This window comes from Burkholderia sp. MR1-5-21, assembly GCF_053427715.1.
Genome location: NZ_JBSAXD010000069.1, coordinates 1 through 6288 on the forward strand (window position 1 = coordinate 1; position 6288 = coordinate 6288).

Consider the following 6288-nt stretch of genomic DNA (forward strand, 5'->3'; position numbering starts at 1 on the left):
CTCTGCCAGCCATGCCCTGCGAAGCCTGCGAAAGAATGCAACTGGGCGACACGGTCCAGCCACACGACGGGCTGCGGATAATCGACGGGCAGACTCGGCTGCGCCCGCTCGGCCGTCGCCCCGTGCTCCTGCAACGTTACTGTTGCCGTATGTGCAACACGAACTGGTTACTCGAACTCGATCCGCTGCAGCCGGAGCACAAGGATTGGATTTGTCTGTATCAGGCCTCAAGTATTCTCGACCCTGTCTCGGCAGTTCATCAGGGTACCCGTTCAACGATTCTCCCTTCTACCAGCAGCGAACGGGCTGACGACGCGCACGGCGCGACGCCCGAGCAGTTCCGTCACAGACTTACCTGACCAGGCGCCTCCTTGATCGACTGAGGACGTCCGAGGTATGACACCCTGTGTGTTGACGTGCATCCGATAGGGCGTTGTATCTATTTCTGCGTGCCGTGGCACGTAGAGTTTGTGAGAGTGATGAGCGTGCTCGCACCTGGTATGCCGCATCGGGTGCGAAGTCCTGGCGAAGCTGGAATAGCTCGATGCCTCTTTTGGAGCACCGCGATGAACGACTCTTCAGCAGAATTGGAAGCGGCGCTATAGCTTTCGCAGCCGACGATCGCAGACGGCGAGATCCATTTCTCAGCGTTCGGGCCCGGCTGGGGGTTTTACTCCTACGCCCTGCCAGCTTGCGTGGCCAAGGAGAGTCTCGGCGCCAGGGATCTGTCTGCGTTGCAACTCCTTCTCGCGTTCCAGCTCAATCGACAGCGCATTACTGCGGCAATCGCGGAAGGCGGCGCCCGGGATCCCACCAGGCGCGTGATTATTTCGAAAATCTAGTACACCGTCTTGCACTGCTTCGCCGAGAACCGTCGTTCGGGCGGGCGCCGGAAGGCTACCCGCTGGCGGGAGGTTCGCAGGACGTCGGGCATCTGGCTAGATATCTGGGCTACTTCCTGCGCAGCTGATACATGAGCTTCACGATATCGGTCGTCGGCCCGCTGGTCATGAGGCGAGGGATGTCGTCCAGGTGAACCCAGCGACACCTCGATATTTCGTTACTCGGGCGAGCTTTGGCGCGATTCGAGATTTCGCAGGAGAACACGTGATGGTGCTTTTGCTTGCCACGGAAGTCGAAGAGGTGCTTGGCTGACCTCCCGGACAGTTGCGTTTCTTCCTTGAGCTCCCGAAGTGCAGCGTCCGAGCGATGTTCTCCACGTTTGAGGATCCCGCCCGGCAAAGCCCACTTTGATTGACTACGTGCGACCAGGAGGATTCGCTTACCCCTGCGACAGATCACGGTGGCGCGTTTCTTCAAACCGAACTCCCACTTATGCCCCGGGCGTTTTCGAGGCGCGCTCGACACGCCAGCGTATCGGGCGGTGCTTGATGTAGCCAAGCATCCTAATACAGAACAGCAGGAGCCGGCGATGTTGCGAAGCGACGGCGGGTATGCGCGACACCTTAAAGAAATTCATCAAGACGTCACAATCTCAGTCGTCGAAGATGGGTAGAAGCACAAAAGTGCCGACGAATGCGCGCAGCATCACGGCGGGGTCGAGCTATCTCTAGCTGAGACGGGCGCGATCTCAAAAAACGAACATTGGAGTTTGCACGGGACGGCAAACGGCGGCGCTCGGCCACAACCTGCCGCTCAGCGAGCGGGGAAACCTTCCGTTTGAACGGCTGCAGCACTCCGAAATCTGATGGACACGCTACGCGCGCAATTCGGCCGTTGCCGTCATTGAGACGGGCTGGGTTTTACGTCAGCAATGTGGCGCATTGCTGACGGTGGCGGCACTGTGCAGCTGAACGGCAGCTTCCTGCATCTGCGAACTCACACTCCCGACCCATCTCGGCCGTTCGGGCTATTGCAAGGTCAACGACGGCTTCCAAGGTACAACGGTCATTTCCTCGCGCACTCAATCAGGTAGCTGCACTTCGGGCTGGGTCGACGGCGGGTTCCGAGGTCAAACGGCGATCGTTTCGGGCGGACTCTCCCGGGCGATGTCGTATCCCTTCTCCGGTCCGCATTGCGCGTGCCCAATTCGAAACCCGCCTGCCTTGTGTGCGTGAGAGAACATACGGAGGCGGAAGTACGCGTCTAATCAATATTGCCCATCGTCCAGCCTAGCTCCACGCACGGTGGCTAGGGGGCAGCGCTCATCCGTCGGTTAAGAGCTGAGTCCGGCAGCCGACACGTCAGCGGAACCGCGACTTCCGCGACTATCAATCGGGCTAGCCAAAGATTCGCAGCACTAGCTCTGAAAGAGTACACTCGGGCCCAGTGTCGACCGCTGGAGACAATGCCATGAAAAAGAAGGCTTTCTTGCTCGTTCTCTTGCTTTTTGCTGGCTTGACTGGCACCGCGTCAATCTCATTGGCTCAATCGTCTCCTCCTCCGTCCGAGGAGGTGGGACAGGTCGAAGCGCTAGTCAACAAAGCCGCCGCGTTGATTGATACTAAAGGTAAGGCAGCTTTTCCCGATTTCAGAGTAAAAGGCTCCGAATGGTTGCACGGAGACACGTATATATTCGTATATGACTTGGAGTCGAATGTCCTGTTGAATACTGGCATCCCAGCCCGTGAGGGGACAAAGGTCACCGGTCAGAAGGATGTCAATGGCAAGTTGTTTCACGACGCGATGATTCAGACGGCTAAGACCAGCGGATCGGGATGGGTCGACTACATGGCCCCGAAACCCGGGCAGACCCAGCCATCGCAGAAATGGACCTTCGTGAAGGTCGTGAAGATCGATGGCGTTCCAGGTCTGGTGGGTTCGGGCTTCTATCCCAAGTAGCCCTTTGGTTTAGCCCCAGCCCGACCTAACGCCACCATGAGTATCGGGACCAATAGCGCGACGTGAGTGATTGACGAACAGGGGGCCCCTAAAGGGCCGCTATCTGAGTGGACCTGACTTTGAGTGTCCGTCCGAGCGCTCTGGTTAAGGGCCGGTGATGGCCGAACTTAGCCGGACGCAGCAGCGCCGAGAGGCAGCGGGCTCATACGACCCGTTGCCGCCGTTCAACCCGCGCGACTACGGCGACAGCTTCCAGCGTACAACGGCCAATCGACAGGCTTTGCTGGCTGGCCCCTCGCCGACCAGAGCGGTCTCACTTCAAGTTTCGACGATCGTATCGTCAGAACATGGGAGCAGTCGTTCGCGTTGAACGAGCGGCGAGCGCCCTATTTCAGACGACGAAGCACGAGGTGAACCGATCCGCCGCCGACCGCTGATGCTGGGCTCGTGATTCTTAGTTGATCGTTAGAGACTGCGACCAAGCGGACCTGATCCTCTCCGTCCCAGTTCGGAAACGTGCTGCCATCGTAGTGAATGCGCATCTCTGCCGAACGCTCGTCGATGGAGTAGCGACCGAAATACGCCATGCTTCCCTGAACAATTGCCTTGTTCTCCTCGGCGGTGCCGGTTAGCCTGTTGTTTGAGGCAAATCTCGGCAAACTGGCCTTCTGTAGGTAGAGCACGAAGTGCCCATCTGCCTGGTAGATCACGATGCCTTTCGGATCGTTCCCGAAAGGCTCCAGGCGCTTCCCATCCTGATCGACGTATTGCGAGACCGGCGACCATGTGCCAACAATTTGCTCCCTCAGGCTCTGGGTCTGTGCGTGCGCCACGCCGGTGAGAAGCGTGCTGACAATGTAAAGCACGAATGCCGCGACGCGCCCCGGGCCTTCGTTGACCGACGGTGTCTTGCTCAGTGACATACAGGCCTCCTTCCGTGGCTGATTGCGCTGAGATCTTGGTCATATTACTCGTGAAGACGTTTTGCGCATCCTCGGGAGCCTGAGGCCTATTGGGCGTGGCTGCTCCGGCCAATAAGTGAGGCTCATCGCCGCGACCTGATCGGCCGCTTACAAAGCGGAGCCGCCGCTTGAGCGTCCGAAAAATGGTGCAGACGAGTGACCCTTCATGGCCGATTGCACCAGTTCGACGAACGCTCCACGAAGCGGACGTGGGAATGATCAATGTCAGCTTTCGGGCGGCTTTCGGCAATGCGTGCTGACGGCCACTTCCGGCCGCTCGCTCGCAAGATCGTGCGGACAATCGGGCGTCGGCTCCGCACCAGAGATCGGACGTCGGCCGCAGTCAATCCCCCGCGTCAATTTGCGGGTTTCCGATGCTCGGCACCGTTGCGCACCAATGCGTGAGGAGTGTTGCCTAAGCCACTAAAGGAACAGCCGAGATCTCCTATACTCGAAAAGTTCTTTCCGCGCCTCAGGCTAGGAGAATGTCCATGCGCATGCTTCTGAACATACGAATTCCCCACGAGCCATTCAATGCTTTCGTGCGCGACGGCACCATCGGGGCCGTGATGGCGAAAATACTCGAAGAAGCGAAACCGGAAGCGGCCTATTTTACCGAGCAAAGCGGAGGACGCGGAGCAATCTTCGTGATCAACCTTGATGATCCGTCGCAGATTCCCGCATTCGCAGAGCCGTGGTTTCTCACGTTCAATGCCGACTGCGAGTTTCGCGTCGTGATGGGACCGGAAGACCTGCAGAAAGCCGGGCTGGAGGCAATCGGTTCAAAGTGGAAATAGCACAAGCCGCACGCAGCAGCCGGGCCGCGGTCGGCGATCGATTTCGCGTCTCGAACAAGCCATGGATGGTCGGCAAGAAGCGTATCCAGCGACGTCAAGTGCGCTACGAACTGCTCGCAAACGGTTGAAGTTGGCAATTTGCCAAGAACCTGCGCATCCAACTTCTGGCAGTACATGCGCTTTACCACGATTCCGACGGGAATGCGCTCCCAGCCGGTCGCCCCGTACACAGGAAGCTGACTGCCGTCGACAACGTGCTTGCGTCCGTCATCCGGAGAGCGGCCTCGTGCCAGTAGAGCGATTCGTCTGCCCAATCTTCCAGCAGCCATACCGGGAGCTTGCCGACTCGAGACCGTCCTTTCGCCTGTCCCACGCCGGCCCCTCACGTGGGCAGTAGCGGCCGAGAACGTGCCGGCGGCCGCGAATCTGCTCCGGGCAAACGCTTTTTCTGCGCGTGGCGTTCGTCCTCTTACTCAAGCCTGATTTCGTCTTCGAAATCCACTTTCAGCTTGAGCCCCGGGACTTCCAACGTAACTTTCGCTGGAAAGGATTCATTGCCCGCAATCGCGCTGCTGGCAATCGCCTTGGCGACTGCATGCTCTATTTCACGCTGCGAACTAACGCCGACCATTTTTAAAAACTTGCGTACGCTGAGGTTGAAGGTGTCGTCATTCATTTAGATCTCCAGTCTCCGGGGAAGGGTGCCTGCTGCGATGACGTAACGGAGAACGCGTGCGGTGTCCGTCGGCCTCGAGTATGCGCGTAAAACTCGCGAGATTCGTCAAGCCAGATTGTTCGCCGGAACCCGGGCTCCATCTCCAATCGTGGAAAATACCCGGTTGCTTCAGGCACGCGATTCTGAACCGTTGTCCGCGAAAAGGCGGCGTGAATGACTGGAGCACTCCGTTACCTGCCCTTGAGCCGCTCACACGGCGACCGGCGGGAACGGGTCGGCTGCGGCAGTTCCGAGCGGCAAGGGGCCGACGGATCTTCCGGCTGCGACGAATTTCCGGGTTCAGCCATGAAGCGTCATTCACACGTCGGTCACTGAGACGTTCGGACGTCGGTTCCGCACCTCGAAACGGGCGTTCGCCGTTCAATCATCCAATCAACGAACCACGAATTCGTTCAGGTCTGCTGGTGGGCACAGTCGCTGTTCGTGCGCTCTCATCAGCCGGGAAACGATATTTTGCTCGGGGTGGGGAACGCGTGGTGTCTTTGCGGCGTAGTAAGTGATCCACAACCGGTCAGCATCGTTGCCGATCTGCTGCTCTGCCAGATAGTGCGATGGGTCATTGCTGAAGAATATTGCATTGGCGGGGCAAGAATCGGCATAGCCCTCTGCATCGAGATCAAGCATGGTATCTCGTATTTCGGCCATCCATCTATTCCATATCGACTCATCCTCAGCAGGCGGCAGGTTTGTATCAATGAAGACATAAAAAGGCAGGTCGACGTCCTTTTTATAAGCTTCCAGCAGTGGTTTTCGAATGTCAACTTGATCACCCGGCCCAATGTCGCGTCCGCCGTTGAAGCCTTGAATACCTCTGCGGTGCCTGCTCTTTACCTCCACAGCAATTTTTGTTGGAGAGAATCGATCTATTGCGATGAACTCGGGGTGTCGTCGGGAGTTATCCTGTTCATCTTCAAACTCGAGTGTAAAGCCTGCCACGATACACATCGCGGCAACTTTCAATTCATGTCTAGCGGCCTGGAAGTACAGAGAG

General features: G+C 58.0%; 6 protein-coding genes and 1 pseudogene. 3 read left to right on the forward strand and 4 right to left on the reverse strand.

Translation table 11 applies throughout. The features are described 5' to 3' along the window. Positions 1-359: hypothetical protein (locus tag ACV229_RS40275; protein WP_448088612.1), on the forward strand; the 359-nt coding region annotated here is incomplete at its 5' end. 592 nt (positions 360-951) lie between these two features. Here the strand turns inward: ACV229_RS40275 and ACV229_RS40280 are convergent. Continuing rightward, positions 952-1320 carry an NUDIX hydrolase gene (locus tag ACV229_RS40280; protein ID WP_448088613.1) on the reverse strand — a complete coding sequence of 123 codons (369 nt, stop codon included), beginning with the start codon at positions 1318-1320 and terminating at the stop codon, positions 952-954. A 993-nt stretch (positions 1321-2313) separates the two neighbouring features. Between ACV229_RS40280 and ACV229_RS40285 the strand changes: the two genes are divergently transcribed. Further along, on the forward strand, positions 2314-2802 hold the full coding sequence (locus ACV229_RS40285; protein WP_448088614.1) for a cache domain-containing protein: 489 nt from the start codon (positions 2314-2316) through the stop codon (positions 2800-2802). 386 nt (positions 2803-3188) lie between these two features. Here ACV229_RS40285 and ACV229_RS40290 read toward each other — a convergent pair whose 3' ends face one another. Next, positions 3189-3725 (reverse strand): lipocalin-like domain-containing protein, encoded by a 537-nt coding sequence (locus ACV229_RS40290; RefSeq protein ID WP_448088615.1) that lies wholly within the window; start codon positions 3723-3725, stop codon positions 3189-3191. A 530-nt stretch (positions 3726-4255) separates the two neighbouring features. Between ACV229_RS40290 and ACV229_RS40295 the strand changes: the two genes are divergently transcribed. Further along, on the forward strand, positions 4256-4561 hold the full coding sequence (locus tag ACV229_RS40295; protein ID WP_448088616.1) for a panthothenate synthetase: 306 nt from the start codon (positions 4256-4258) through the stop codon (positions 4559-4561). A gap of 469 nt (positions 4562-5030) precedes the next feature. Here the strand turns inward: ACV229_RS40295 and ACV229_RS40300 are convergent, their stop codons facing one another. Then, positions 5031-5237 carry a DUF6494 family protein gene (locus ACV229_RS40300; RefSeq protein WP_321803704.1) on the reverse strand — a complete coding sequence of 69 codons (207 nt, stop codon included), beginning with the start codon at positions 5235-5237 and terminating at the stop codon, positions 5031-5033. A 432-nt stretch (positions 5238-5669) separates the two neighbouring features. Further along, positions 5670-6288: pseudogene (locus ACV229_RS40305) on the reverse strand (hypothetical protein); the annotation flags it as partial.

Excerpts from the sequence above, each read along its gene's own strand:
- ACV229_RS40285 (WP_448088614.1), top strand. The coding sequence starts at position 2,314 with ATGAAAAAGAAGGCTTTCTTGCTCGTTCTCTTGCTTTTTGCTGGCTTG.
- ACV229_RS40290 (WP_448088615.1), bottom strand. The coding sequence starts at position 3,725 with ATGTCACTGAGCAAGACACCGTCGGTCAACGAAGGCCCGGGGCGCGTC.
- ACV229_RS40295 (WP_448088616.1), top strand. The coding sequence starts at position 4,256 with ATGCGCATGCTTCTGAACATACGAATTCCCCACGAGCCATTCAATGCT.
- ACV229_RS40300 (WP_321803704.1), bottom strand. The coding sequence starts at position 5,237 with ATGAATGACGACACCTTCAACCTCAGCGTACGCAAGTTTTTAAAAATG.